The following is a 254-nucleotide window of genomic DNA, read 5'->3' on the forward strand; positions in this document are numbered from 1 at the left end:
CCCACTGCAGAGGCCGCTGGCTCCAACATGCCGTGGGAGCAGCCGCTTAACCAGATCCTGCAGTCGGTCGAGGGGCCCGTCGCCAAGATTCTGGCCGTGATCATCATCATCGTCACGGGCCTTACGCTCGCCTTCGGCGACACTTCGGGCGGTTTTCGGCGCCTGATCCAGATCGTTTTCGGTCTGTCGATCGCGTTCGCAGCCTCGAGCTTCTTCCTGGCATTTTTCTCATTCGGCGGCGGAATGCTGATCTG

General features: G+C 61.0%; 1 protein-coding gene. It reads left to right on the forward strand.

Annotation, left to right across the window (positions count from 1 at the left end; genetic code table 11):
* A partial coding sequence (locus KJQ96_RS39330) for a TrbC/VirB2 family protein (protein WP_213291254.1) occupies positions 1–254 on the forward strand: 254 nt, incomplete at both ends.

Source organism: Bradyrhizobium sp. sGM-13 (assembly GCF_018398875.1).
In the GTDB taxonomy this organism is placed as follows: Bacteria; Pseudomonadota; Alphaproteobacteria; order Rhizobiales; family Xanthobacteraceae; genus Bradyrhizobium.